This is a genomic window from Mesorhizobium sp. M1273, from assembly GCF_040318195.1.
GTDB lineage: Bacteria > Pseudomonadota > Alphaproteobacteria > Rhizobiales > Rhizobiaceae > Mesorhizobium.
Window position 1 is genome coordinate 84,202 of the sequence record NZ_JAMYLV010000019.1, and the last position, 21,257, is coordinate 105,458.

The following is a 21,257-nucleotide window of genomic DNA, read 5'->3' on the forward strand; positions in this document are numbered from 1 at the left end:
CTTTGGATTCGCAGCCTTCAGGTGATAAGGACGAAGCGTGACCGACGACGTGACCAACCAGCCGCCGCCGCTGGCCGGCGGCAACGCCTGGCGGGGCGATCCGTTGCTGATCCAGCTTGCCGAGCGCTTTTCCGATCCGGTGCGCAAGGACCTCGACGGGCTTGGCCGGTTCGTTCTGACCCATGAGGCGCAGGAACTGGCCCGTCTTGCCAATGTCGAGACGCCGAAGCTCAGGACCCACGACCGCCAGGGTCGGCGCATCGACCAGGTCGAGTTTCACCCCGCCTATCACGCACTGATGCGCCGCTCGGTCGCCAACGGGCTGCATTCGTCGGTCTGGGAGAATGGCGATGCCGAGATAGGCCGCCGCCATCAGGTGCGCGCCGCGCGCTTTTACCTCACGGCTGAGCTCGAGACCGGGCATCTCTGCCCGATCACCATGACCAGCGCTTCGCTGGCGGCGCTGATGGCCAGCCCGAAGCTGTTTCGCGAATGGGCGCCTCGGGTGACGACGCGCAAATACGATCAAAGCCAGAAGCCTCCGGTCGAAAAAGCCGGGCTGACGCTCGGCATGGGCATGACCGAGAAGCAAGGCGGCACCGATGTCCGTGCCAACGTCACCAGGGCCGAGCGCGCCGGCAGCGGGTTTTATCGCCTGACCGGCCACAAATGGTTCATGTCGGCGCCGATGTCGGATGCCTTCCTGGTGCTCGGACAGGTGCCGGAGGGACTGTCGTGCTTTCTCGTTCCCCGCCTGCTCGCCGACGGATCCGGCAACGGCTTCCGTTTTCAACGGCTGAAGGACAAGCTCGGCAACCGATCCAATGCCTCGTCGGAGGTGGAATTCGTCAATGCCATCGGCGAGATGGTCGGCGAGCCCGGCGCGGGCGTGAAGACGATCATGGACATGGTGACCCTGACGCGGCTCGACTGTGCCGTCGCCTCATCGGCGATCATGCGGGCCGGACTGGCCGAGGCCGTCCACCACACGCGCCACCGCAAGGTGTTCGGAACCAATCTGGTCGAGCAGCCGCTGATGCAGCGGGTGCTGGCCGATATGGCGCTCGACGTTGCCGCTGCTACTGCGCTGTCGTTCCGGCTGGCGCGCTCCTTCGACGAGGCGGCCGGCGACCGCGGCGAGGCGGCCTTCGCGCGCGCCATGACGCCGGTCGTCAAATACTGGGTCTGCAAGATTGCGCCGCCGCTGCTCTATGAAGCGATGGAGTGCCTCGGCGGCAATGGCTATGTCGAGGAGGGGCCGCTCGCCCGCTACTATCGCGAAGCTCCGGTCAACGCGATATGGGAGGGATCCGGCAACGTCATGGCGCTCGACGTGCTACGTGTGCTGGGGCGTGCACCCGGCCTGTTCGATGACGTGCTGGCCGGCATCGACCGCGATCTCGGCGCCGGCGGACGCGGCACCGTCGGCGTGCTCAAAGCGGCAATGCAGGTCGCTGCAACCGACGAGGGCTCGGCGCGGCTCTTGACCGAGCAATTGGCATTGTCGGCGGCGGCGGCAGAGCTTCGCAGGTTGGGGGCAGGGCGGATCGCCGACGCCTTCGTCGAAACGCGCCTCGCCGGCCAGTGGCGCAATACCTATGGCATGATCGATTCCCGCCATGATGCGCGCATGATCATCGATACGCTCTACCCGCCGATCAACTAAGGGCCGTCGCCCAATTCGCTGCCGCTCTCGCGACCCTGTGGATGGCCGTTAACCTTAACGAATGGTTTCCATTGCGGCGGCCGGTGGCAAAGCCCAGTGTTATGGTTAAGGCAAGGATTGTTCAGCTTGAGCGGCTTTGCCCTGCGAAGCAGGAGCGTCATGCGGCATATTCTGAGCTCTTTTCTGGCATTGCATTGGGCGGCCGTTTTCGCCCTGCTGGCGTTCATTTGCATCGACGGGAATCGAGGCGTGGCGACGGCCCTTGGCGTACTGGGCGTTCCCGTCCAGAACACTCGATTTGCCGATCTCGAAAACGCCGTCGTCGTGGCGCCGCTCGCCGTGGCACTGCTTGTCGTCGCGGTGCTGTTCTGCTGGGCCTTTGTTGAAGCACTGACCAGCGACACGACCAACCCGGATCCCGCCGACAGCGTCATGCGAATCGCCTTCATTTCCGCCTTAGGCGTGCTGTCGCTGATCGTCATCGGCGGCGCCGCGCAAGGCATCAATGGGCTGTTCATGATTGTCGCGGTGCAATTGGCGGCACTTCTGGCGTCCTATGTCGCGGTGCTCGCGGAGCGGCGGTCGACCGTTGCCGCGGCAGCTCCAGGGACCGGCGAAATCCGAGCGGCCGCGCATGTCATGGCCAAGGCAGCGGCGCATAATTCCTCGCTTGCCCGCATTTCCGGCCGGCTGGATTCGAGGGATGACCGCTGATGCGCACCTTGTTCGCGCTGTGGGCGGCTCCGCTCCTCTTGTTTTGGGGCTGGTTCTTTCTGTCGCTCAACGACATCAATTTCGGCTATGTCATGCTGAGCCGCCAATTACACGATCTCGTCTTCCAGCTCTATGGACAGATGCTGGGCGTCGATCCGGCGCTCATTCCGGGCATGGTGGCGAAAGCTTGCGTATTCGACGGCGTGCTGCTGGTGGCGTTCTGGGCATTTCGCCGCCGCAAGACGATTGGTGGCTGGATCACGGCGATGCGCAACCGCTATTTCGACCAGGCATCGACGCCGAGCGCCTGAAGCCGGTCGAGAACGCCCTGGAGGATGAAAGCGGCCGCCGCTGAATCGATCTTGCCGGCGCGTTTCTTGCGGGAAAAATCCATCTCGATCAGTGTTCGCTCGGCCGCCACCGTCGACAGCCTTTCGTCCCAAAAGACGAACGGCAGATCGGTCAATCCAGCCATGTTGCGGACGAAAGCGCGGGATTTTTGGGCGCGCGGGCCTTCCGAGCCGTCCATGTTGATGGGGAGGCCGATTGCCACGGCGCCGGCATTCTCCTTCTGCAACAGGGCGAGCAGCACTGCGGCATCGAGCGAGAATTTCTTGCGCATGATGACGGGGCGCGGGTGCGCGAACGACAAGCCGCGGTCCGAAACCGCCACGCCGATCGTTTTGTCGCCAAGGTCGAGACCGGCCAGGGTCTTGCCGCCGCCCAGCCGGGCCGGCAACTCCTCGATGGTGATGATGCCCAACGGCTTTTCCTTTGACCGCGACGCCGCACGTCCTATACGCGCAAAGCGTGCGCGGCACTTTAATTTCGCCGCCGGCGTTCTATCCTCTACCGAAGCAAAAATCGAGGAAAGCATTGATGAAACTGACCTGGTACGGACATTCGGCATTCAGAATCGAAATCGAAGGCGCGAAAATCCTCATCGACCCCTATCTGGTCGGCAATCCGTCATGGGCGGGCGGCTGGGAAGGGCCGGCCGAAGGGATCACGCACGTGTTGCTCACCCATGGCCACAGTGACCACATCAGCGGCGCCGTCGAAGTGCTCAAGAAGAGCGGCGCGATGCTGGTCGCCAATTTCGAGATTTGCATGTACCTGGTCGGCAAGGGTGTCGGTGACAAGCAGATCAATCCCGGCAATATCGGCGGCACCGTCGATTGCGGCGGCTTCACCACCACCTTCGTTCAGGCTCTGCATTCATCGTCCTTTCCGGGCGAGGGTGGCCAGAATACCTATCTCGGCAATCCGGGCGGGCTCGTCCTGCACTTTCCCGAGGACAAGACGCTTTATCATATGGGCGACACCGACATTTTTTCCGACATGGCGCTGATCAACGAGTTGCACGAACCGAAGATCGGCATCGTGCCGATCGGCGACCGCTTCACCATGGGTGGCGCGGTAGCAGCCCTTGCCTGCCAGCGTTTCTTCAAGTTCGAGACGGTCGTTCCCGCTCACTTCGGCACATTTCCGATGATCGATCAGACCGCCGACAAATTCGTGGCCGGGCTGGATGGATCGGGTGTGAAAGTTGCGTTGCCGAAGATCGGCGAGACGATTACGCTGTAAAGAAAGCCGGTCCGGAACGATACGATGCGCTTGAGAAATTCTCTTTGCATTTCAATGCTGGTTGCCGCGTCGCCGACGCTGGCCGCGGAAAATTTCATCGAGGGCGTCTATCTGCAATCGGAGGACCTCTGCGCGCAGGCCAAAAAGGATACGCTGCAGACGGTGATCGAGGGCGGCAATATCGTGCTGTCGGCAAATGGCCTGGAAAGCATCGAATATAATTGTGAATTCCTGCAGATCACCAAAGCGACACGCTCACCGAGCTGGGCGGTGACCGCTATATGCCAGGAGCCGGGCTACGTCTTTCCCGATGTTCTCTCACTGACACAGATGAGCCCGACGCAGATCGACCTGGTATCGGTTCGGCCTGCCGCCGACGAAGGCGAGCAGAGCGGCAACGGCGGCAGTTATTTCCTCTGCGACGGCGTGGCGATGCCATAGGGCAGTTGAAGGCACGATGCATGTTGCGCGGCACGCGCCGCGCCGCTATAGCGCTGGTTTTCCCCGAGGCACAAACATGTCCGTTGATATAAAAACCGTGAAGCGCGTCGCGCATCTTGCCCGTATTGCGGTGAGCGAGGAGGATGCAGAGCGCATGACCGGCGAATTGAACGCCATTTTGGGCTTTGTCGAGCAGTTGAACGAGGTCGATGTTTCCGCCGTCGAGCCGATGACCTCGGTCACGCCGATGGCGATGAAAAAGCGCCAGGACGTCGTCACCGACGGCGGCAAGGCAGCCGACATCGTCGCCAATGCACCGGCGACCGAAGAAAATTTCTTCCTTGTGCCGAAGGTCGTGGAGTAGCAGGCCGATGGCAATCGACATCGCGGCTGAGACGCCGCTGCAGGACGATGTGCGTGGGCTGATCGAGGAGCTCAACGCCACATTGCTGGAGCTGACGCCGCCAGAGCATTGCTACCACTTGACGGTCGAGCAGATGGCGGACCGCAACACGACCGTCTTCATCGCCCGCGACAACGGCCTTGCCATCGGGTGCGGCGCACTGAAGCGCCACGATGCTGTCGTAGGCGAGGTCAAGCGCATGTATACGCGACCGTCGCATCGCGGCCACAAGATCGGCGCGAAGATTGTCGAGCGTATCGAGGCGCTGGCGCGCCAAGAAGGGCTTAAGCGTCTGGTGCTGGAGACGGGCGACCGTCATCCCGCCGCCTGGACCGTCTACGAACGCGCCGGTTTTTCGCGCTGCGGCCCGGTACTGGATTATCCCGATTCCGAGTGGTCGGTGTTTTACGAAAAGAGCCTTGCCTGATGAGCGACCTTACCCAGCTGACGATTTCGCAGGCCCGCGCCAAATTGCGCTCCAGGGAGATCACAGCCACCGAAATCACCGAGGCTTATCTATCGGCGGTCGAGCGAGCCAATCCGGCGCTCAATGCCTACGTCGTGGTCACCGACGACAAGGCGCGCGACATGGCCAAGACCTCCGACGCGAAACTGGCCAAGGGCGAGGGCGGGTCGCTCGAGGGTATCCCGCTCGGCATCAAGGATTTGTTCGGCACCGAAGGCGTCCACACCCAGGCCTGCAGCCATGTGCTGGACGGCTTCAAACCGCGCTACGAATCGACGGTCACCGCCAATCTGTGGGCGGATGGTGCCGTCATGCTCGGCAAACTCAACATGGACGAGTTCGCCATGGGCTCGTCCAACGAGACCTCGCATTACGGGCCGGTCATCAACCCGTGGCGGCGTTCGCGCCTCGACACGGTGGTGATGCCGACGACACATCAGGGCGAGGGCGGCTTCGTTTCGGCGGGCGGCACCAGGACCGCGCGCACGTTGGACAATGCCCAACTGGTGCCGGGCGGTTCGTCCGGAGGCTCGGCATCAGCGGTCTCGGCCTTCCTGTGCGCCGGCGCCACCGCCACCGACACCGGCGGCTCGATCCGCCAGCCCGCCGCCTTCACTGGCACAGTCGGCATCAAGCCGACCTATGGCCGCTGCTCGCGCTGGGGGATCGTAGCTTTCGCCTCTTCGCTCGACCAGGCCGGGCCGATCGCGCGCGACGTCCGCGATGCCGCGATCCTGTTGAAGTCGATGGCTTCGGTCGACCCGAAGGACACGACGTCCGTCGACCTGCCGGTGCCGGACTACGAGGCGGCGATCGGCCGCCCGATCAAAGGCATGAAGGTCGGCATCCCAAAGGAATATCGTGTCGACGACATGCCCGCGGAGATCGAGGCGCTGTGGCAGAAAGGCATTGCCTGGCTGCGGGATGCCGGCGCCGAGATCGTCGATATCTCGCTACCGCACACAAAATACGCGCTGCCGGCCTATTACATCGTGGCGCCGGCCGAAGCCTCGTCCAACCTCGCCCGTTACGACGGCGTCCGCTATGGCTTGCGCGTGCCCGGCAAGGACATTGTCGACATGTATGAAAAGACCCGCGCCGCCGGCTTCGGGCGGGAGGTCAAGCGCCGCATCATGATAGGCACCTATGTGCTTTCCGCCGGCTATTACGATGCCTACTATCTGCAGGCGCAGAAGGTTCGAACCCTGATCAAGCGTGACTTCGAAAATGTATTTGCAGCAGGCGTCGACGTCATCCTGACGCCGGCAACGCCTTCCGCTGCCTTCGGCATCGCCGACGAGGACATGGCCGCCGACCCGGTCAAGATGTATCTCAATGACATTTTTACGGTGACGGTGAACATGGCCGGCTTGCCCGGCATAGCGGTTCCAGCCGGGCTCGACGCCAAGGGACTGCCGCTCGGCCTGCAGCTGATCGGCCGGCCTTTCGACGAGGAAACGCTGTTCCAGACCGCCCACGTCATCGAACAGGCGGCCGGCACATTTCAGCCGGAAAAATGGTGGTAGGATCGTTTCTCATCTGAGGGGTGAGGGATGTTCTTCTATGTCTCCAAGGCTCTGTGGCTCTTCGTCCAGCCGCTTAATCTCGCGATCATCCTGCTGCTGGCTGGATTGCTTGCGGCATTGGTCGGGCGCAAGAGGCTGTTTGCCACCGGCAGCGTGCTGGCATTCCTTGTCCTTGCACTCTCGGCGTGGACCTCGCTCGGCGCAGTGATGCTTAATCCGCTCGAGGAGCGTTTCCCCAAGCCACCGCTGCCGGAACGAGTTGACGGAATCGTTGTGCTCGGCGGCGGTATGGAGAGCGCCATCAACTTCGTCCGCGGTGGCTATGAACTCAACGCCAGTGGCGACCGATTGGTCGAGGCAGCCGTGCTGGCACGGCGTTTTCCGACAGCGAGGGTCGTCATTTCAGGTGGCCCCATTGCAATGGTCCGCGAAGACGAGGGCGATGCGGCGACAGCTCCACGCCTGTTCACTGCGCTCGGCGTGACGGCCGATCGGCTGGTCCTTGAGGGCAAATCACGCAACACCTACGAGAATGCGGTCTTCACCAAGCAACTGATCACGCCAAAACCGGGCGAGACCTGGCTGCTGGTGACCTCGGCCTTCCACATGCCGCGCGCCAAGGCGCTGTTCGACAAAGCCGGCTTTCCGACGGTTCCGTGGCCGGTCGACTACCGCACCTCCGGCAAGGAAGGCATCGGCCTGTTCCGCACAGATGCCAACGAAGCACTGCAGACCACAACCATCGCGACCCGTGAATGGATCGGGCTGATTGCCTACTGGCTGTCAGGCCGGATAGACCGGCCTTTTCCGGCGCCGGATGTTGGGCCGGGCGGCTGACCGAGCACTGCTTGTCGCGCCGCGGAGAAAAACTGCCGGCGCACCAGCACCGCCAGGAGCAGCAGCGTCGACAGGACGAACACCGTGGGATCGACGAACCAACCGAGATAGCCGATCGAGAAGAACACGCCGCGCAGGCCCGAATTGAAATGCTTTCCGGCCAACATGTTCATGCGCGCGGCACGCCACACCGCCGTTTCGGTGACCGGATTGCGCGACGCCTCGCCATGCGGAATCGGCACGGCGCCGATCAGGATCGAGCAATAGTTGAACAGCCGGTAAGCCCAGCCGAATTTGAAGAAGGAAAAGGCCAGGATCAGCACCAGCCCGAGCACCTTCGTCTGGAAGGCTGCGCGTGAGGACGTGGCGCCAAACGGCAGGTCGCTCAGCACGGTCAGAACCTGATCGGAGGCGCCGAGCAGGGCAAAACAGCCGCCGATCGCAATCAGCGAACTGGAGGCAAAGAAGGCGGTCCCCTGTTGCAGCCCGCTCATGATGGCGGTGTCGACGATGCGGATCTCGCGTTCGGCCATGGTCCGCATCCAGGCCTCGCGCTGCGTGTTCATAGCCCTCGTCAGCGACATGCGGCTGACCAGCATTCCATCGGCGGCGAGCGTATGCAGCACCCACGCGGCAAGGAAGAACCCCAGCGCCGCAAGGTCGGCCGTCGATAGGTGAAAGGAATCGCTCATGCGTTGCTTTTACCACAGGCGGCAGTAATGCTTCGATGGCCGAAGTTGGAATGTCGCTGCCGGAGCAAACAAGGTCGGCAGGCGCAGCGCCGCAATCTTCAAAACAGCGGAAAACATCATGGGAATTCCTATATATAGACCTCAACAGGGTCCCAGGAGAAAACGCCCACGTGTTCCTTTCGGTTTTCGACTTGTTCAAGATCGGCATCGGCCCATCGAGTTCGCACACGATGGGGCCGATGACGGCCGCGCGGCGGTTTCTCGACGAGATTGCGGGAGACGACTGGCCGCGCCCGGCCGGCGCCAAGGTCGACCGGATCGCTGCCAGCCTGCATGGCTCGCTCGCCTACACCGGCATCGGCCATGGCTCCGACCGAGCCGTGGTGCTCGGCCTCGCGGGCCAGACGCCGCAGACGGTGGATCCCGACCTAGCAGACGGCATCGTCGCTGGCATCGCCGCCGAGAAACGGATTTCGCCGCCCGGCCATCCGTCCTACCGTTTCGACCCGGCAACGGATCTTGTGCTGGATCGCAAGACGCCGCTGCCGGGTCACGCCAACGGCATGGCCTTCTCTGCCCATGATGCCGGCGACCGGTTGCTGCTGAGGCGCGTCTATTATTCGCTCGGCGGCGGCTTCGTAGTGTCCGAGGAAGAACTGCAGCGGATCAAGGCGAGGGGCTCGGCGACAACCGAAGGCAAGAAGGTTCCGTATCCGTTCAAGAACGCCGTCGAAATGCTGTCCATGGCAGCGAAAAGCGGGCTTTCCATTGCCGAGATGAAGCGCGTCAACGAGGAGACACAGATGTCGCGCGGGGAGCTCGACGCCGGCCTCGACGGCATCTGGAGCGCCATGAAGGGCTGCATCGAGCGCGGCCTGTCGCAAGACGGCATCATGCCGGGCGGACTCAAGGTGCGCCGCCGTGCCCGGATGCTGCACGACAAGCTGCAGGAGCAATGGCAGCAGAACCGGCCTAACCCGCTGCTCGCCAACGACTGGCTGTCGATCTATGCGATGGCGGTCAATGAGGAGAACGCTGCCGGCGGCCGTGTCGTCACCGCGCCAACCAATGGGGCGGCCGGCACTCTGCCCGCAGTGCTGCGCTACTGGTTGCATTTCCATCCCGAAGCCGACCAGCCCAGCATTCGCGATTTCCTGCTGACGGCGGCGGCCGTCGGCGGCATCATCAAAACCAATGCTTCGATCTCGGGGGCGGAAGTCGGCTGCCAAGGCGAGGTCGGTTCGGCTTCGGCAATGGCTGCGGCGGGATTGTGCGCCGTCATGGGCGGCACGCCCGAGCAGGTCGAGAATGCTGCCGAGATCGCGCTGGAACATCATCTCGGCATGACCTGCGATCCGGTCGGCGGCCTGGTGCAGGTGCCGTGTATCGAGCGCAACGCGCTTGGTGCCGTCAAGGCGGTGACCGCCGCTTCGCTGGCCATCAAGGGCGACGGCGTTCATTTCGTGCCGCTCGATGCCGCGATCGAGACGATGCGCCAGACCGGCCTCGACATGAACGAAAAGTACAAAGAAACCAGCCTTGGCGGATTGGCCGTCAATGTCGTGGAGTGCTGAGCGCCAATCTGGCGGCATGGACCACCACTGTGGAGAAGTCGATCAGGCCGTTGACGCGTTCGCGTGCTGGACTAAACCTTAAACGATGTCTCTCAATCTCATAAAGCTTTGCGTCGGCTGTGACAGCGTCGAGGATCTGGAAGAGTGGATTGCCTTCCGTCTCGACGAGCGGCGCCGCGCCGGCGAACCGGCCGAGCACTACCACACCACCCGCATGGTGCCGACGCGTGGCGCCGAGATTACCGACGGCGGCTCGCTCTACTGGGTGATCAAGGGCAATGTCCAATGCCGCCAGCTGATCACCGAAATCCGGCCCTTCACCGATGACGAGGGCATCGGCCGTTGCCATCTGATCCTCGATCCCGAGGTCGTGCGCACTGACTGGCAACCGCGCCGTGCATTCCAGGGGTGGCGCTACCTGAAGCCGGCGGACGCGCCGGCCGATCTCGGCAAGGGCAAAGCCGGGCTGATCGAGATGCCGCCGAAGCTCAGGCGTGAGCTTGCCGATCTCGGCCTGCTCTGACGCCGAGAAACGCAACGCCAAGACCACCAGCCGAAGCGCTGTCCGCAGGTGCCATCATCACAGGTCCTCCAGGTCGCCTCATCTGGGCTTGCAAGCCGGGGGACAACGCCACATCTTGAATGTCATGAGCGACAAGAAGCAGCCCGTGCCTGCAAGGGCCAATCCTGCGCCGGTCGAGTCTCAATCGAGCACCGGCGAGATCGACGCGTTTCTCCGTCAGGCAAGGACGCTCGCTGCATCCGCCACCGGTTCAGGCAGGCTGATCCTGTCCCTCGACGCGACAATGAGCCGCCAGCCGACCTGGGATCTCGCCTGTGCGCTGCAGGCCGAGATGTTCGACGCCGTCGGCAAGGCCGGGGCGCTCAAGGTTCAACTTGTCTATTTTCGCGGCCTTGGCGAGTGCCGCTCATCCGCATTCGTCACCGATACCGCAGCTCTGAAACAGCTGATGACGCGCATCAACTGCCGCAGCGGCCGTACCCAGATCGGCAAGGTGCTCGCCCACGCGCTGAAACAGACGGCGGCGGCCAAGGTCAACGCGCTGGTCTATATCGGCGACGCGATGGAAGAAAACATAGATGATCTGGCCGAAAAGGCCGGCAGCCTCGGTCTGCACGGCGTTCCTGTCTTCGTCTTTCAGGAGGGCCATGATGCCGCTGCGGAAAAGGCGTTCAAGGAAATTGCGCGGCTGTCGAAAGGGGCCTGGTTCCGGTTCGATCGGCGGGCTGCCGCGACGTTGGCCGGCCTGCTTTCGTCCGTCGCCGTGTTTGCGACCGGCGGGCTGAAGGCACTGGAGGCCCGGGGCAGGCCGGAGGACCGACTGATGATCGAGCATATGCGGGGCGGCGGAAACTGATGGGCGCGATTATCGCTTTCGTAGCATTGCTTCTGGTGTTTCTCGGCATGCTCACCATCTTCCTGCGCGCCGATCCGGCGAAGCTTGCAGGCGGCATGAGGACGCTTGGACCTGTGCTGCTCGCGCTGGTCGGCGTCGCCGTGCTGCTGGTCGGGCGCGAGGGCATCGGGGGCTTGATCCTGTCGGCTGCGCTCGCCTGGTACGGCTCCATGCGCATGAATCGGCCGGCAGCCAAACTGGCGGCAGGCAAGCGTTCGACAGTTCGTACGGCGGCGCTTGAGATGGAACTCGATCACGATACCGGCGGCCTCGAAGGCCTTGTGCTGGCCGGGCGCCATGAAGGCAAGATGCTTGGCTCGATGGGGCTTGCCGAATTGCAGCAACTCTATCGCGAACTCTCCGGCGATCCGGAGAGCCGCCAATTGCTAGAGACGTATCTTGACGGCAGATTTCCCATCTGGCGCAAAGACGCTGATGCGAATGGTGGCGAAGGGCTGGGTGTTGCGCCAGGTTCTGGCGCCATGACTAAGGAGGAGGCCTACAAGATCCTTGGTCTTGAAGCGGGGGCTGCCGCGGCGGATGTCCGCAAGGCGCACCGCCGCCTGATGCAGCGCCTGCACCCCGATATCGGTGGCACGTCTTTCCTGGCGGCGCGGATCAATGAAGCCAAGGACGTCTTGCTCTCCAATCACAACTAGTCTCCTTCGACGCAGAACTTCGGGAAAGATATCGTTTCGCGCGCCGCTTACTGATGGACGGCGTAGCACTCGATCTTCTTCTTTTTCAAAGCGTTGCAGGCCTTCCAGGCAGCCGTCTTCGAACCGAAACCACCGAACCGGGCGCGGTAGTAGGTGACACCGTCCTTGTCGAAGGCGACGGTGAAACCGGAGGCATCGGTCAGAACGGAGGGCGCCTGCTTCGTCGCCTTGTCGAGGAAAGCCTTCGCTTCGGCCTGTTTTGGCGAAGAGGCGACCTGTATTGCCCAGCCGGATGGCACCGACGCCGTGCTGACCGGATCGACCTCTGCCGCCGGTTCGGCATAGGCTGCGGCGACCCGGGCTGTCGCCACGTCGTCCACCGTCGACACAGCCGCCGTCTTGACCCTCTTGGCCTGAACGACCGGAGCGGTCTCTTCGACGACGGGCGCATTTTCCTCGACAAGAGAGGCAACGGCATCGTCGTCCGGCTTACTGTCCGGTGTCGGCGCGTCATGCTTCGGTAGAAGCACCTTGGCCAAGGCTGAAATCGGATTGCCGCCGCCGGCCTTGGCAATCAGCACGCCGCCGCCGCGCGACGACGCCTGCGGCATGTAGGCATTGATCAACCCGGCCATCTGGCTGTCGCGGCTGCCTCCGGACCTGCCGCCCATGACCACCGCTACGATGCGCCGATCGCCATCCGAGACCGAGGAGACCAGATTGTAACCGGAGGCGCGGGTGTAACCGGTCTTGATGCCGTCGACGCCCTTGATGCGTCCGAGCAGACGATTGTGGCCGTTGATGCGCTGCCGCCCGTAAAGAAAGGAGCGCTGCGAGAAATAGCCGTAGTATTGGGGGAAATGCTCTCTCAGGGCGATGCCGAGCATCGCCATGTCGCGCGCGGTCGTGAACTGGCCGGGATCAGGCAAGCCGTTGGCGTTGCGGAAAACGGTTCCCCTCATGCCCAGCGCCCGCGCCTTGGCGGTCATCATGCGGGCGAAATTGGCTTCGTTGCCGCCGAGCATCTCGCCAAGCGCCGTTGCGGAATCGTTTGCCGATTTGGTCACCATCGACAGGATCGCGGTCTCGACCGTGACCGAGCCGCCCCGCTTGACGCCGAGCTTCGTCGGCGGTTCGGCAGCGGCATTGGCCGAGAACACGACCGGGGAATTCTTGCTGATCCTGCCCTTCGCCAACGCCTCGAACGTCAGATAGAGCGTCATCATCTTGGTAAGCGAAGCCGGATAGCGCCGGCCATCGGCATCCGACGAATAAAGCACCTTGCCGGTCTTGGCATCGATGACGATGGCCGCCGACTTGGCCGCCATGGATGAGGCCGCGTCCGCGACGACGAAGCTCATCGCCATGGCGAGGATCATGATCGTTTTGAGGGGGGACGCGGATTTGGAAACGAAGCCCGACAACGCCTTACGCACTGATAGTTCCTTTGAATTTCCGTTGCCTTGGAGGCGGCAAAGGGTCCTGCCTCACCTCCGGCCACGCTAACGCGGGCAGCGTTACCAATCCGTTTATGGTAACCGCCGCGTTCACCATTTTCTGTGGGATTGAGCTTCTCTTTATTCGAATCTTAGCGATTGCCGGCAGCTCACGATCCGCATTGCAGCGGGAATCTTGACTTTTGTGCACTGCACAATATATTTACACGCATTGCACAACGCGGCCCGGACAAGCCGCGTCTATCGTCCAAGGCAACCGTTCAAGGGAATGCGTGAAATGACCCAGACCTATGAAGATTTCAGCAAATACGGCAAGGAATTTGCGGACACCGGATTGAAGAGCTTCGCCTCGCTGTCCAAGGGGGCGCAGGCTATCGCCGCCGAGGCGGGTGAGTACACCAAGAAAAGCTTCGAAGCCGGTAGCGCCGCTGTCGAGAAGCTCTTTTCCGCCAAGTCGCTGGACAAGGCGATCGATATCCAGTCCGACTATGCCAAGCAGTCCTATGAGAGCTTCGTCACCGAGGCCACCAAGCTTGGCGATCTCTATGCCGAACTCGCCAAGGAAGCTTACAAGCCGTTCGAATCGATCGTCGCCAAGGCGAAGTAAATTCGACGAACATTCCGAGCCGGCCCTTGGGCTTGCAAAGACAGACCCGGTCGCGAACGCGCGGCCGGGTTTTTTCATGCCAGCCCGAAATCGGGGGCCTGCGGTCTTCACGATTTGAAAAATCGGTCAAGTTTGGCCACCTAGCCATATTGTCAGCTAAACAGAAGGGCTTAAAATCGTCCATCGAACACCTACATGTCGAGCATGCATGAGGATTCGAAAGAGGCAGGACTACGTGACTATAGGTTTGACTGCCACGAGCTACGTGGTGCGAATGCAGAACGGCAGCAACGGCAATGAGGCCGGTCGCGGCACGGCCGTCATCACGCGCACAAAAACCAAGACCAAGAAGCCCAGTCTGTATCGGGTCCTCATTCTTAACGACGACTACACACCCATGGAATTCGTGGTCCACGTGCTGGAGCGCTTTTTCCAGAAGGACCGCGAAGCCGCCACACGCATAATGCTTCATGTTCACAATCATGGGGTGGGCGAGTGCGGGGTCTATACATTCGAGGTGGCCGAGACCAAAGTGTCTCAGGTCATGGATTTCGCCCGACAGAATCAGCATCCGCTGCAATGCGTGATGGAGAAGAAGTGAGGTAACATGCCGGCTTTCTCCCAAGGCCTGGAAAAGGCGCTTCACCAAGCGCTGACGCTCGCCAATGAGCGGCACCATGAATATGCAACCCTTGAACATTTGCTGCTCGCCCTGATCGACGACACCGAGGCGGCCGCTGTCATGCGTGCCTGCAACGTCGATCTCGACGAGTTGAAGCATACGGTCCTCACCTATATCGACACCGAGCTCGACAACCTCGTCACCGGCTACGATGAAGATTCCAAGCCGACTGCCGGTTTCCAGCGCGTCATCCAGCGCGCGGTGATCCATGTGCAGTCGTCAGGCCGCGAGGAAGTGTCCGGCGCCAACGTGCTCGTCGCCATCTTCGCCGAGCGCGAGAGCCACGCCGCTTACTTCCTGCAGGAACAGCAGATGACCCGCTACGACGCGGTCAACTACATCTCGCATGGCATCGCCAAGCGCCCCGGCGCTTCCGAGACGCGGACGCCGCGCGGCGCCGACGACGAGCAAGGCAGCCAGAGCGGAGCCGAGCCGCAAGAGGAAGGCGGCAAGAAGAAGCAGCAGCAGGACGCGCTGACTGCCTATTGCGTCAACCTGAACAACAAGGCCAAGGCCGGCAAGATCGATCCATTGATCGGTCGCGAGAGCGAGATCAACCGGACCATCCAGGTGCTGTGCCGCCGCTCCAAGAACAACCCGCTCTATGTCGGTGATCCTGGCGTCGGCAAGACGGCAATCGCCGAAGGCCTCGCCAAGCGCATCGTCGAGGGCGACGTTCCCGAAGTGCTGCACAATGCCACCATCTTCGCGCTCGACATGGGCACGTTGCTGGCCGGCACCCGCTATCGCGGCGATTTCGAGGAGCGGCTGAAGCAGGTCGTCAAGGAGCTCGAGGATTATCCCGGCGCCGTGCTGTTCATCGACGAAATCCACACCGTGATCGGGGCAGGGGCCACCTCCGGCGGGGCCATGGATGCGTCGAACCTGTTGAAGCCGGCGCTGTCTTCGGGCGCGATCCGCTGCATCGGCTCGACCACCTACAAGGAGTTCCGCCAGTTCTTCGAGAAGGACCGCGCGCTGGTCCGGCGCTTCCAGAAGATCGACGTCAACGAGCCGACTGTCGAGGACGCCATCGAGATCATGAAGGGCCTCAAGCCCTATTTCGAGGAGTTCCACAAGGTCCGCTACACGAGCGAGGCGATCAAGGCTTCGGTCGAGCTCTCGGCGCGTTACATCAACGACCGCAAGCTGCCGGACAAGGCGATCGACGTGATCGACGAGACCGGCGCCTCGCAGATGCTCGTGCCGGAAGCCAAGCGCAAGAAGACCATCGGTATCAAGGAGATCGAAGCGACGATCGCCACGATGGCGCGTATCCCGCCGAAGACGGTTTCCGCCGACGACGAGAAGGTGCTGCAAGGCCTCGACATCGAGTTGAAGCGCGTCGTCTACGGCCAGGACACCGCGATCACCGCGCTGACTTCGGCCATCAAGCTGGCGCGGGCCGGCCTGCGGGAACCGGAAAAGCCGATCGGCTCGTACCTGTTCTCGGGTCCGACCGGTGTCGGCAAGACGGAAGTGGCCAAGCAACTCGCCGCGTCGCTCGGCGTGGAGCTGATCCGCTTCGACATGTCGGAGTATATGGAACGCCACACCGTTTCGCGGCTGATCGGTGCCCCTCCCGGCTATGTCGGGTTCGACCAGGGCGGCCTTCTGACCGACGGCGTCGACCAGCATCCGCATTGCGTGCTGTTGCTGGACGAAGTCGAGAAGGCGCATCCGGACCTGTTCAACATCCTGTTGCAGGTCATGGACCACGGCAAGCTGACCGACCATAACGGCAAGCAGATCGACTTCCGCAATGTCATCCTGATCATGACCACCAATGCGGGCGCGTCCGATGCGCAGCGCGCGGCCATCGGTTTCGGTTCGACCAAGCGCGAAGGCGACGATGTCGAAGCGATCAACCGGCTGTTCACGCCGGAGTTCCGCAACCGTCTCGATGCGATCATTCCGTTCGGCTCGCTGCCGGTGCCGGTCATCCATCAGGTGGTGCAGAAGTTCGTCATGCAGCTGGAAGCGCAGCTTTCCGAGCGCGGCGTGACATTCGACCTGTCGCAGGAGGCGATCGCATGGCTGGCCGACAAGGGCTATGACGAGCGCATGGGCGCCCGGCCGCTTGGCCGTGTCATCCAGGAGCACATCAAGAAGCCGCTGGCCGACGAGGTGCTGTTCGGCAAGCTCAAGAAGGGCGGCACGGTACGTGTCACCGTCGAGAAGAAGGAAACCGGCGAGACCGGCCTGAAGCTCGAATCGCTCGCCGACGAGGCGCCGGTGAAGCCGAAGAAGGAAGAGCCGGACGACGTGCCGAAGGCCAAGAAGGCCGTGGCGAAGAAGCCCGCCGCGAAAAAGGCGGTGGCGCCGAAGCCGGAGCCGAAAGGCAAGGATGGTGGCAAGCGCAGCCTTGTGCCGCAACTGCCGCGTAAGAACTGACGAATCCACAAGTCAAAAAAGCCCCGGCACCGGGGCTTTCTTTATGACATTTTCCGGTTAACCGCCCGGCGCCCGCCAGGGCGGTTGCGCCGGTTCAGCTTGCCAGCGCCATCCGTATCTTGCCGGCGTTTTCGGCCAGGACTTCAGGCTTTTCCATCTGTCCGCTGTGCGGCTTCAAGGGAATGCCGTCGAAGCGCGGAATGACATGGACATGGAGGTGGAAAACGGTCTGCCCCGAAGCTGGTTCGTTGAACTGCATAACCGTGACGCCATCGGCATCGAAGGCCTTCTTTACGGCCCGCGCAACTTTCTGGACGTGAACGAAGAGCGGGCCAAGCACCGCCGGATCCGCGTCGAGCAGGTTGCGCGACGGCGCTTTCGGCACCACCAGCGTGTGACCCTGCCCTTGCGGCATCACATCCATGAAGACGATGACCGCGTCATCTTCGTAGACGTGGTGCGAAGGGATTTCTCCGCGCAGGATTTTTGCGAAGATGTTGCTGCTGTCGTAGGTTGCTTCGGCCATGCGGCGCGCTCCGGTTCTTGGCTCGCTGTCTGGTGTAGCGAAGCTATTCCGGGCGGGCAAGACGATCGGCCGACATCGGCCATGCGGCCCGTGCGGCTGAGCGAGTGGGGTCTCGCTGCTCTACTCCGCCATGTCCTTGCGGAACGGGGTGTGCTCTTCCAGATATTCGCTCATCCGCTCGACTTCGCGCCGCTCGCGCTGGAGGTAGTCGGCCACTGCATTGCGCAGACCTGGATGGGCGATGTAGTGCGCCGAATGCATCGTCACGGGCCGGTAGCCGCGCGCCAGCTTGTGCTCGCCCTGCGCACCGGCTTCAACCACCTTCAGCTTGCGCGAGATGGCGAAATCGATCGCCTGATGGTAGCAGACCTCGAAATGCAGGAACGGGTGGTCCTCGATGCAGCCCCAATTGCGGCCGTAGAGCGCGTCTGAACCGATGAAGTTGATGGCACCTGCAATGTAGCGCCCGCTGCGTTTGGCCATGACCAGCAGGATGTCGTCGGCCATGCGTTCGCCGATAAGTGAGAAGAAATCGCGGTTGAGGTAGGGCCGGCCCCATTTCCTGCTGCCGGTATCCATGTAGAACGCGAAAAAGTCGTCCCAGGCCTTTTCGGTCAGATCCTTGCCGGTCAGCCAGTCGATCGAGATGCCGTCGGCGAGGGCCTCGCGCCGCTCTTTCTTCATTGCCTTGCGCTTGCGCGAGGCTAACGTTGCGAGAAAATCGTCGTAGCTCGAAAAGCCTTCGTTGAAGAAGTGAAACTGCTGGTCGGTGCGATGCAGGAAGCCGGCCGCCGCCAATACCTGGACGTCGTCCTCCGGCGCGAAAGTAACATGCGCGGAAGACACGCCGAGCTTATCCGTCACCGCCTTCAGGCCCGCCGCAAGACCGGCCTTGACGGTGGGGCTGTCCTCGCCCCTGCCGACCAGCAGGCGAGGGCCGGTGACGGGTGTGAACGGCACCGCGCATTGCAGCTTCGGATAGTAGCGCCCGCCGGCGCGTTCGAACGCGTCCGACCAGCCATGGTCGAAGACATATTCGCCCTGGCTGTGCGACTTCAGATAGCAGGGGACCGCTCCGAGCAACTTGCCTCGCGCGGTTTCCAGCCTGAGGTGATGGCCTTGCCAGCCTGTGCGCCGAACAGCGCAGCCGGAATCTTCCAGCGCGCTCAAAAAAGCGAATGAAACAAGCGGGTTGTAGCCGTATTCTGCATCGCCGCGTGTAGTGCCGCCGAGGCTGTCCCATTCAGCGCTGGTAAAGGCGCCGATGCCCGCGGCGATGCGGATCGACAGCTCCGCATTCGCCGTTTGTCTTTCGCAGTCGTCCCCTTGATCCATGAGGTTTACTTAAGCTCGCTGCGGACCCATACAAGCCCGCTCAGGCGAGCCGTACCAGATCTGGCTCGAATCCTTCGAACGTCATCTGGTCGGCATATTTGAAGGTCAGGTCGACGGCAGGCTGGTCGTGCACGGTCCAGGTGATCACCGGCATGCCGAGTCTCTCTCGCACGAAGGAGACGAACCGGTTCGGCAGGTCGCCGGCAGCGTAGGAGGTGAAGGCGATGTCATGCGCCAGCATGGCGAAATGCGCCTCGATCAGGTGGTTGTCGTTGCCATAGGCGGTCAACCCGCCGGGTATGCCGGGTGCATATTTCGGGAACTCGCGGATCAGCCAATGGTCGAACGACATGATCGCGGTCTTGCCCTTGTAATGCTTGAGCATCTTGCCGACGCTTTCGACCAGGCCTTCGTCGTGCCCGGCAGCACCTTTCAGCTCGACAACCATCGGCACATGGCCGTCGACCAGATCAAGCGCCTGCTGCAGCGTCGGCAAATGGTCGGCGGTGCCGCCGACCTTCAGCGCCGTGATCTCGGCAGCCGTACGCTGCCAGACGAAGCCGTCCTCGCCGGTCAGCCGCCGCAGATCGCCATCGTGGATGATGACGGGGACGCCGTCGGATGACAGGTGCACATCGCATTCGATCGCGTAGCCGCGCTCGGTCGCCGCAGCGAAGGCGGAAAGGGTGTTCTCCCAGCGCGTCTTGTTCATGTCGTGGAGGCCGCGATGGGCGACGGGCCGGGCGGTCAGCCAGGAAAGATCGGTCATGGTTGCAGTCCCGGTCATTCGACTTCGAAGATCGCTTCGATTTCCACTGCGGCATTAAGCGGCAGGGAGGCGGTGCCGACGGCGGAGCGAGCGTGCTTGCCACGATCGCCGAGCACGGCGGCGAGAAAATCCGAGGCGCCGTTGGCAACCAGATGCTGTTCGACAAAATCCGGTGCCGAGGCGACGAAGACGGTGATCTTCACCAAGCGACGGATTTTCTCGAGATCGCCAAGTGCCGCCTGAGCCTGGGCCAATATGTTGATCGCACAGTATTTTGCGGCTTCCTTGCCGGTCGCGGTGTCGACATCGCGGCCAAGCAGTCCGCTCGCCTGGAGCTTGCCCTCCTTGAGCGGCAACTGCCCGGCGGTGAACAGCAGATTGCCGGTCCGGCAATAGGGCACGTAATTGGCGGCGGGCGCGGCGGCGGCCGGCAGCGTCACGCCGAGATCGCTTAGCCGCTTTTCGATTGTTTCGCTCATGCTATTTCCCTATTGCTTGAAGGTGCCGCGCAGGCCGGGCCGAAATTGCTATTTTTGCCTCGCTTCCGCCACGACTTTTTTTAAGCTGGACCATCTTTCCATGCGGCTTGCCACTAGCCGCGATGATCGGAGCACCCCATGCGCGCAACGCGCCTCGCATTCAACGCCGTTCTCTTGACAGCGGCTTCCTGGGCGGCTCCCGCTTTTGCGGTGCCTGCGCTGCAGGCGCATCGTGCTGTTTACGACATTTCACTCGACAAGGCTTCAGACCGTTCCGGCATTACCGGCATCACCGGCCGCATGGTCTACGAGTTCAACGGCTCGCCTTGCGAGGGCTATACGGTAAAGTTCCGTTTGGTGACCCAGATCGTAACCAGCGACAACACAAGGCTGACCGACCAGCAGATGACCACCTTCGAGGATGCCGAGGGCAAGACCTTCTCCTTCGTGAACAAATCCTTTGTCGACCAGAACCTCGACAAGGAGGTCAAGGGTACCGCAACGAAGGAAGCCAACGGTCTCAAGGTCGATATCGACAAGCCCGAGAAGAACAGCCTGGAACTCGCGCCGACCCAGTTCCCGACCCAGCAAATGGTCGAAATGATCGGCAAGGCGGAAAAGGGCGAGCGTTTCTACGAAACCAACCTGTTCGACGGCTCTGAGGACGCCAACAAGGTGGTGACCACCACCGTCGTCGTCGGCAAGCAAGCCGATGCCGACAATGCCGATCCGGAAGCGCCGGCGCTGGCCAAGCTCGCCACCGACAAATACTGGCCGGTCGACATCGCCTATTTCGATGATGCCGACAAAGGCGGCGAGGAGGTGCCGGAATACCGGATCAGCTTCAAGCTGCACAAGAACGGCATCACGCGCGATCTCGTCATGGACTATGGCGAGTTCTCGATGACCGGCAAATTGGTCAATCTGTCACTGTTCGATCAGCCTAAGACCTGCCCGTCTAAATAAGCTCGAGTGAACGGCAAGCCGCCGGCCGCTATCCGGGATAGTAGCGCTTAATCTTGCGG

Annotated in this window: 24 protein-coding genes; 17 read left to right on the forward strand and 7 right to left on the reverse strand. The window is 62.2% G+C overall.

Going from position 1 to position 21,257, the window contains the following annotated elements; genetic code table 11:
• Positions 1 to 37: 37 nt before the first annotated feature.
• The 3 genes from NKH30_RS20350 (at position 38) to NKH30_RS20360 (ending at position 2,691) form a co-directional block, all read left to right on the forward strand.
• Complete coding sequence (locus NKH30_RS20350; protein WP_352996743.1) at positions 38 to 1,666, forward strand: DNA alkylation response protein; 1,629 nt, start codon at positions 38 to 40, stop codon at positions 1,664 to 1,666.
• Positions 1,667 to 1,825: 159 nt separating this feature from the next.
• A complete protein-coding gene (locus NKH30_RS20355) occupies positions 1,826 to 2,380 on the forward strand; it encodes a hypothetical protein (RefSeq protein ID WP_352471674.1) in 555 nt (184 codons plus the stop codon).
• Positions 2,380 to 2,691, forward strand: a complete 312-nt coding sequence (locus tag NKH30_RS20360; RefSeq protein ID WP_352471672.1) for a DUF6105 family protein — start codon at positions 2,380 to 2,382, stop codon at positions 2,689 to 2,691. The genes NKH30_RS20355 and NKH30_RS20360 overlap by 1 nt, the downstream gene beginning before the upstream one ends.
• Here NKH30_RS20360 and ruvX read toward each other — a convergent pair.
• Positions 2,658 to 3,143: a Holliday junction resolvase RuvX gene (ruvX, locus tag NKH30_RS20365; RefSeq protein WP_352833069.1), complete on the reverse strand. Its 486-nt coding sequence runs from the start codon at positions 3,141 to 3,143 to the stop codon at positions 2,658 to 2,660. The two genes, NKH30_RS20360 and ruvX, sit on opposite strands and share 34 nt — an antisense overlap.
• Before the next feature lie 116 nt (positions 3,144 to 3,259).
• On the opposite strand from ruvX, the gene NKH30_RS20370 reads away from it, so the two are divergent.
• The 6 genes from NKH30_RS20370 (at position 3,260) to NKH30_RS20395 (ending at position 7,640) form a co-directional block, all read left to right on the forward strand.
• Positions 3,260 to 3,967 (forward strand): metal-dependent hydrolase, encoded by a 708-nt coding sequence (locus NKH30_RS20370; protein WP_352471670.1) that lies wholly within the window; start codon positions 3,260 to 3,262, stop codon positions 3,965 to 3,967.
• A 24-nt stretch (positions 3,968 to 3,991) separates the two neighbouring features.
• Positions 3,992 to 4,408: a hypothetical protein gene (locus NKH30_RS20375; protein ID WP_352996744.1), complete on the forward strand. Its 417-nt coding sequence runs from the start codon at positions 3,992 to 3,994 to the stop codon at positions 4,406 to 4,408.
• Between the two features lie 76 nt (positions 4,409 to 4,484).
• On the forward strand, positions 4,485 to 4,772 hold the full coding sequence (gene gatC / locus NKH30_RS20380; RefSeq protein WP_352981134.1) for an Asp-tRNA(Asn)/Glu-tRNA(Gln) amidotransferase subunit GatC: 288 nt from the start codon (positions 4,485 to 4,487) through the stop codon (positions 4,770 to 4,772).
• Between the two features lie 7 nt (positions 4,773 to 4,779).
• Positions 4,780 to 5,238 carry a GNAT family N-acetyltransferase gene (locus NKH30_RS20385; protein WP_352502374.1) on the forward strand — a complete coding sequence of 153 codons (459 nt, stop codon included), beginning with the start codon at positions 4,780 to 4,782 and terminating at the stop codon, positions 5,236 to 5,238.
• Complete coding sequence (locus NKH30_RS20390; protein ID WP_352816535.1) at positions 5,238 to 6,803, forward strand: amidase; 1,566 nt, start codon at positions 5,238 to 5,240, stop codon at positions 6,801 to 6,803. The genes NKH30_RS20385 and NKH30_RS20390 overlap by 1 nt, the downstream gene beginning before the upstream one ends.
• A 27-nt stretch (positions 6,804 to 6,830) precedes the next feature.
• Complete coding sequence (locus NKH30_RS20395; protein ID WP_352816519.1) at positions 6,831 to 7,640, forward strand: YdcF family protein; 810 nt, start codon at positions 6,831 to 6,833, stop codon at positions 7,638 to 7,640.
• Here NKH30_RS20395 and NKH30_RS20400 read toward each other — a convergent pair.
• Positions 7,577 to 8,332 carry a DUF599 domain-containing protein gene (locus NKH30_RS20400; protein WP_352996747.1) on the reverse strand — a complete coding sequence of 252 codons (756 nt, stop codon included), beginning with the start codon at positions 8,330 to 8,332 and terminating at the stop codon, positions 7,577 to 7,579. The two genes, NKH30_RS20395 and NKH30_RS20400, sit on opposite strands and share 64 nt — an antisense overlap.
• A gap of 170 nt (positions 8,333 to 8,502) precedes the next feature.
• On the opposite strand from NKH30_RS20400, the gene NKH30_RS20405 reads away from it, so the two are divergent.
• The 4 genes from NKH30_RS20405 (at position 8,503) to NKH30_RS20420 (ending at position 11,983) form a co-directional block, all read left to right on the forward strand.
• Entirely contained in the window at positions 8,503 to 9,906 is a 1,404-nt protein-coding gene (locus NKH30_RS20405) for an L-serine ammonia-lyase (RefSeq protein ID WP_352996749.1), read from the forward strand.
• A gap of 85 nt (positions 9,907 to 9,991) precedes the next feature.
• Positions 9,992 to 10,429: a DUF1489 family protein gene (locus NKH30_RS20410; protein ID WP_352466463.1), complete on the forward strand. Its 438-nt coding sequence runs from the start codon at positions 9,992 to 9,994 to the stop codon at positions 10,427 to 10,429.
• A gap of 124 nt (positions 10,430 to 10,553) precedes the next feature.
• Positions 10,554 to 11,285, forward strand: coding sequence for a vWA domain-containing protein (locus NKH30_RS20415; protein WP_352613752.1), 732 nt, complete (start codon positions 10,554 to 10,556; stop codon positions 11,283 to 11,285).
• Positions 11,285 to 11,983 carry a DnaJ domain-containing protein gene (locus NKH30_RS20420; RefSeq protein ID WP_352471663.1) on the forward strand — a complete coding sequence of 233 codons (699 nt, stop codon included), beginning with the start codon at positions 11,285 to 11,287 and terminating at the stop codon, positions 11,981 to 11,983. The genes NKH30_RS20415 and NKH30_RS20420 overlap by 1 nt, the downstream gene beginning before the upstream one ends.
• A gap of 47 nt (positions 11,984 to 12,030) precedes the next feature.
• Here NKH30_RS20420 and NKH30_RS20425 read toward each other — a convergent pair whose 3' ends face one another.
• Positions 12,031 to 13,419 carry an SPOR domain-containing protein gene (locus tag NKH30_RS20425; protein WP_352613750.1) on the reverse strand — a complete coding sequence of 463 codons (1,389 nt, stop codon included), beginning with the start codon at positions 13,417 to 13,419 and terminating at the stop codon, positions 12,031 to 12,033.
• A gap of 298 nt (positions 13,420 to 13,717) precedes the next feature.
• On the opposite strand from NKH30_RS20425, the gene NKH30_RS20430 reads away from it, so the two are divergent.
• From NKH30_RS20430 to clpA, 3 genes are all read left to right on the forward strand, one after another.
• Positions 13,718 to 14,047: a phasin family protein gene (locus NKH30_RS20430; RefSeq protein ID WP_352471661.1), complete on the forward strand. Its 330-nt coding sequence runs from the start codon at positions 13,718 to 13,720 to the stop codon at positions 14,045 to 14,047.
• 274 nt (positions 14,048 to 14,321) lie between these two features.
• Entirely contained in the window at positions 14,322 to 14,648 is a 327-nt protein-coding gene (clpS, locus tag NKH30_RS20435; protein WP_023717744.1) for an ATP-dependent Clp protease adapter ClpS, read from the forward strand.
• Between the two features lie 6 nt (positions 14,649 to 14,654).
• Positions 14,655 to 17,123 carry an ATP-dependent Clp protease ATP-binding subunit ClpA gene (clpA, locus tag NKH30_RS20440; RefSeq protein ID WP_352613749.1) on the forward strand — a complete coding sequence of 823 codons (2,469 nt, stop codon included), beginning with the start codon at positions 14,655 to 14,657 and terminating at the stop codon, positions 17,121 to 17,123.
• Between the two features lie 94 nt (positions 17,124 to 17,217).
• Here clpA and NKH30_RS20445 read toward each other — a convergent pair whose 3' ends face one another.
• From NKH30_RS20445 to NKH30_RS20460, 4 genes are all read right to left on the reverse strand, one after another.
• The gene (locus NKH30_RS20445; RefSeq protein ID WP_352540572.1) at positions 17,218 to 17,649 is read right to left on the reverse strand and encodes an HIT family protein; all 432 of its coding nucleotides are present in this window, start codon (positions 17,647 to 17,649) and stop codon (positions 17,218 to 17,220) included.
• A 120-nt stretch (positions 17,650 to 17,769) separates the two neighbouring features.
• Positions 17,770 to 18,984 (reverse strand): GNAT family N-acetyltransferase, encoded by a 1,215-nt coding sequence (locus NKH30_RS20450; protein ID WP_352971283.1) that lies wholly within the window; start codon positions 18,982 to 18,984, stop codon positions 17,770 to 17,772.
• 40 nt (positions 18,985 to 19,024) lie between these two features.
• Positions 19,025 to 19,753 carry a glycerophosphodiester phosphodiesterase gene (locus tag NKH30_RS20455; RefSeq protein ID WP_352540570.1) on the reverse strand — a complete coding sequence of 243 codons (729 nt, stop codon included), beginning with the start codon at positions 19,751 to 19,753 and terminating at the stop codon, positions 19,025 to 19,027.
• 14 nt (positions 19,754 to 19,767) lie between these two features.
• Positions 19,768 to 20,232 carry a RidA family protein gene (locus tag NKH30_RS20460; protein ID WP_352448812.1) on the reverse strand — a complete coding sequence of 155 codons (465 nt, stop codon included), beginning with the start codon at positions 20,230 to 20,232 and terminating at the stop codon, positions 19,768 to 19,770.
• A 138-nt stretch (positions 20,233 to 20,370) separates the two neighbouring features.
• Here NKH30_RS20460 and NKH30_RS20465 point away from each other — a divergent pair, with 138 nt between their 5' ends.
• Entirely contained in the window at positions 20,371 to 21,198 is an 828-nt protein-coding gene (locus NKH30_RS20465) for a cell envelope integrity EipB family protein (protein ID WP_023674927.1), read from the forward strand.
• The last annotated feature ends 59 nt before the right edge of the window (positions 21,199 to 21,257 follow it).

What these genes read in the sequence shown, in the direction of transcription:
- NKH30_RS20355 (WP_352471674.1), top strand. Translation starts at nt 1,826, where the DNA reads ATGCGGCATATTCTGAGCTCTTTTCTGGCATTGCATTGGGCGGCCGTT.
- NKH30_RS20360 (WP_352471672.1), top strand. Translation starts at nt 2,380, where the DNA reads ATGCGCACCTTGTTCGCGCTGTGGGCGGCTCCGCTCCTCTTGTTTTGG.
- NKH30_RS20370 (WP_352471670.1), top strand. Translation starts at nt 3,260, where the DNA reads ATGAAACTGACCTGGTACGGACATTCGGCATTCAGAATCGAAATCGAA.
- NKH30_RS20375 (WP_352996744.1), top strand. Translation starts at nt 3,992, where the DNA reads ATGCGCTTGAGAAATTCTCTTTGCATTTCAATGCTGGTTGCCGCGTCG.
- gatC (WP_352981134.1), top strand. Translation starts at nt 4,485, where the DNA reads ATGTCCGTTGATATAAAAACCGTGAAGCGCGTCGCGCATCTTGCCCGT.
- NKH30_RS20385 (WP_352502374.1), top strand. Translation starts at nt 4,780, where the DNA reads ATGGCAATCGACATCGCGGCTGAGACGCCGCTGCAGGACGATGTGCGT.
- NKH30_RS20390 (WP_352816535.1), top strand. Translation starts at nt 5,238, where the DNA reads ATGAGCGACCTTACCCAGCTGACGATTTCGCAGGCCCGCGCCAAATTG.
- NKH30_RS20395 (WP_352816519.1), top strand. Translation starts at nt 6,831, where the DNA reads ATGTTCTTCTATGTCTCCAAGGCTCTGTGGCTCTTCGTCCAGCCGCTT.
- NKH30_RS20400 (WP_352996747.1), bottom strand. Translation starts at nt 8,332, where the DNA reads ATGAGCGATTCCTTTCACCTATCGACGGCCGACCTTGCGGCGCTGGGG.
- NKH30_RS20410 (WP_352466463.1), top strand. Translation starts at nt 9,992, where the DNA reads ATGTCTCTCAATCTCATAAAGCTTTGCGTCGGCTGTGACAGCGTCGAG.
- NKH30_RS20415 (WP_352613752.1), top strand. Translation starts at nt 10,554, where the DNA reads ATGAGCGACAAGAAGCAGCCCGTGCCTGCAAGGGCCAATCCTGCGCCG.
- NKH30_RS20420 (WP_352471663.1), top strand. Translation starts at nt 11,285, where the DNA reads ATGGGCGCGATTATCGCTTTCGTAGCATTGCTTCTGGTGTTTCTCGGC.
- NKH30_RS20430 (WP_352471661.1), top strand. Translation starts at nt 13,718, where the DNA reads ATGACCCAGACCTATGAAGATTTCAGCAAATACGGCAAGGAATTTGCG.
- clpS (WP_023717744.1), top strand. Translation starts at nt 14,322, where the DNA reads ATGCAGAACGGCAGCAACGGCAATGAGGCCGGTCGCGGCACGGCCGTC.
- clpA (WP_352613749.1), top strand. Translation starts at nt 14,655, where the DNA reads ATGCCGGCTTTCTCCCAAGGCCTGGAAAAGGCGCTTCACCAAGCGCTG.
- NKH30_RS20445 (WP_352540572.1), bottom strand. Translation starts at nt 17,649, where the DNA reads ATGGCCGAAGCAACCTACGACAGCAGCAACATCTTCGCAAAAATCCTG.
- NKH30_RS20450 (WP_352971283.1), bottom strand. Translation starts at nt 18,984, where the DNA reads ATGGATCAAGGGGACGACTGCGAAAGACAAACGGCGAATGCGGAGCTG.
- NKH30_RS20455 (WP_352540570.1), bottom strand. Translation starts at nt 19,753, where the DNA reads ATGACCGATCTTTCCTGGCTGACCGCCCGGCCCGTCGCCCATCGCGGC.
- NKH30_RS20460 (WP_352448812.1), bottom strand. Translation starts at nt 20,232, where the DNA reads ATGAGCGAAACAATCGAAAAGCGGCTAAGCGATCTCGGCGTGACGCTG.
- NKH30_RS20465 (WP_023674927.1), top strand. Translation starts at nt 20,371, where the DNA reads ATGCGCGCAACGCGCCTCGCATTCAACGCCGTTCTCTTGACAGCGGCT.